2 protein-coding genes and 2 pseudogenes are annotated in these 2,655 nt (G+C 56.9%); 1 reads left to right on the top strand and 3 read right to left on the bottom strand.

The window, feature by feature from the left end; translation table 11 throughout:
• A partial coding sequence (locus B142_RS13445) for a transposase (RefSeq protein WP_026168105.1) occupies positions 1-224 on the bottom strand: 224 nt, incomplete at its 3' end.
• 70 nt (positions 225-294) lie between these two features.
• Here B142_RS13445 and B142_RS13900 point away from each other — a divergent pair.
• A pseudogene (locus B142_RS13900) lies at positions 295-1,022 on the top strand (IS1634 family transposase); the annotation flags it as partial.
• Between the two features lie 30 nt (positions 1,023-1,052).
• Here B142_RS13900 and B142_RS0111355 read toward each other — a convergent pair.
• Positions 1,053-1,943, bottom strand: coding sequence for a cation diffusion facilitator family transporter (locus B142_RS0111355; protein WP_018121666.1), 891 nt, complete (start codon positions 1,941-1,943; stop codon positions 1,053-1,055).
• A 212-nt stretch (positions 1,944-2,155) separates the two neighbouring features.
• Positions 2,156-2,554, bottom strand: a pseudogene (locus tag B142_RS12765) (IS1249 family transposase); the annotation flags it as partial.
• Positions 2,555-2,655: the final 101 nt, after the last annotated feature.

Raw genomic sequence — 2,655 nt, 5'->3', positions numbered from 1 at the left:
GCTAGCTCACGACGTAAACGTGCATTTTCGGCTCGTATATCGGCATCACTGCGGCCATCTACCGAGCCTTGGCGTTCCCGCTCGAGTTTGACCCACCTGCCTAAAATTGTGGCCGATACGCCAATTTCCTTAGCCACATGAGCGATTGGGCGCCCAGACTCGATGACCAGTCTGGCGGCCTCCTGCCGGTACTCCGGGGTGTATTTTTTCCTTGACGAACTCACAATGAACATCCTCTCCTACGGACACAAGATCCGTACTAATAGGGTGTCCACTACTCGAGGGTAACCGCAGAACAAGCAAGCATTGATAGATGCAGGTCTGCACTACATTTTGTCGGTGAAACCCCACCGTGCCTGAGGTGATTGAAACCTGGCGGCGGGAAATCCCTGGTGAAGCCTACGCCCACGGCCAGATCTGGACACAAGCCTCGGCAAGCGATGCGCGCAAACACACAACCCCGAATACGGTGACCCACTTCCAGTACTCCTATGATCGGGCCAGATGCGGCCTGCGCGGAATCAAAGAGCAAGTCGCAAAAGCCAAACGCGCTGTTGACGGCGAAATCGCCATTAAGCGCAACCGCTATTTCGATCTTTCCACCCCGAACAAGAAGGTCAACTACGCTCTCGCTGCCAAACACCGAGCCCTAGCCGGAATTAAAGGCTATGAAACCGACCTGACCGCTCTTCCCGCCCAGGAGGTTATCGGGCATTACCGCAGGCTATTCCACATTGAAAATGTCGTATCGGATGTCGAAATCAGACCTGAAAGCACGCCCAATCTATGCGAGGAAACAAAACTCGATCACAGCACATCTCAATATTGTGATGGCAGCACTAGCCGTGACCCACCTGATGGAGACCCGCAGTGGTCACTTCATCAAACGCCTCGTGAGAACACTCAAGAAATACCGCAGCTTTCAACTCGTCGTTGGCGGCGAAACCATTCACGCCGCCGTACCATTCCCGCCCGACCTCACTGCCACCATCCAAGTAATCACCGGCCGCGAACTTCCGCACAAAATTGGCCTAAGTCAGGTTAGAAGGGAATCAGCACACCGTCTCGTGGGATTCGTGCTCTGGGTGCTCAATCTGGATGGTGGAGTGCTCGATACCGTGTTCGCGCAGGGCCTGCTGGGCGGCATCCAACAGCGGGCCGGTGCCGACGGTGCCGTCGCGCACGATATGCACGGTCGTGAGCACGTTCACGCTGTCCAGGCTCCACAGGTGCAGGTCGTGGATGTCAGCAACGCCCTCGACCTGCCGCAGCGCGGGCTCGATCGCACTGGCGTCGAAGTCCGCCGGGACTTGCTCGAGCAGCACGCTCGTCGAAAGCCGCATGAGCTGCCAGGCGCGCGGCAGCACCATCGCCGCGATCGCTAGGGAGGCGATCACGTCCGCCGCCACAAACCCCGTGGTCAGTACCACGATGCCGGCCACGATTACTGCGACAGAGCCGAGCATATCCACTAACACGTGCAAGAACGCGCCCTCCACGTTGATCGAGGATTTGCGGTGCCGGTGCAGAACCCACGCCGATAGCGCATTCGCCACCAGGCCGATCACCGCGATGATCAGCATCGTTTTTCCCTGCACTTCGGCCGGGCTCTGCAGGCGGCGCACCGCCTCGACGACAATCCACACCGAGATCGCCAGCACCATCACTGCGTTCGCCAGTGCAGCAAGCACCTCCACTCGTCGGTAGCCGTACGTGGCCTGAGCCGATGCTTGTCGGCGCCCAACCAACACCGCTAACACCGCGATGATCAACCCCGCAGCGTCGGAAAGCATGTGCATCGCATCCGCCATCAGCGCCATCGAACCCGCCAACCAGCCGCCGATCAGCTCCGCGAAGAAGACGGTGCCGGTAATGCCTAGCGCAATCAAGAGTGCGCGCAGCGGCGTGCTGGAGTGATCGTGGTCGTGGTGCTCGTGTGCCATGCACTCAGCCTATCCCCGTCGACGCTTATTGACAATTAAATGCAAATGGATGGCGGTAAGCGCAGCCACTGAGGCCAAGTCGGCCTGCTTTAGGTCATTGTGCAGTTGTCCTTTGAATGTGTAGAGAAGCTGAAACATGAACAACCAAAAAGTAGGGTTAAGTAGCAGAATGTGTGTCCGTTCGGCGTGTTGCGGGGCGGGTACACGGTTAGTTACTTCATGGGGTCTTTTCTGATTCCTATCGAGTGTTCGTACTCGGTTGGGATAGCGTTGTCGTAGAAGGCTGGTCGGCCTGTTTCTTGGTCGGCTTTGTTGTGGTTTTCTTCGGCAAGATCGTTGACTTTGGCGAGTTGATCTTGGCCATAATTGCACTGCCTGGCGATATTTAGCGGATCGTCAGGCAGTTGCTTTTTGGTGTGGAGGTACCACTCGAGCATTTTTCGTTGGCGTTCCCCTGACCTGCCTCGGTGCGCATCGGCGATGCGTTTGAGCTGGGCGTTTATGCCGCCTTCAAGACTGTTTGTCGTTGAAGCCCAGCGCTTAGGATCAGGCACATTCGGTGGTGGCTTAAGGTAAGTAAACAACCAATTGTTGCGCGATAGGTGCAGCAGTGGGGTTGCCCGCAAGTCGTGGACACGTTGTTAAGCTGCTTAGGGGTTAAGCAGCGGCTTTCTTATTACCATTTTGATCAGCGAGCTGGGCTTCGAAATCG

The sequence above is a fragment of the Corynebacterium propinquum DSM 44285 genome (assembly GCF_000375525.1).
Taxonomy (GTDB): domain Bacteria; phylum Actinomycetota; class Actinomycetes; order Mycobacteriales; family Mycobacteriaceae; genus Corynebacterium; species Corynebacterium propinquum.
This window is presented reverse-complemented; position numbering and strand designations above follow the sequence as displayed.

Coding starts and splice junctions, on each gene's coding strand:
- B142_RS0111355 (WP_018121666.1), bottom strand. CDS start 1,943: ATGGCACACGAGCACCACGACCACGATCACTCCAGCACGCCGCTGCGC.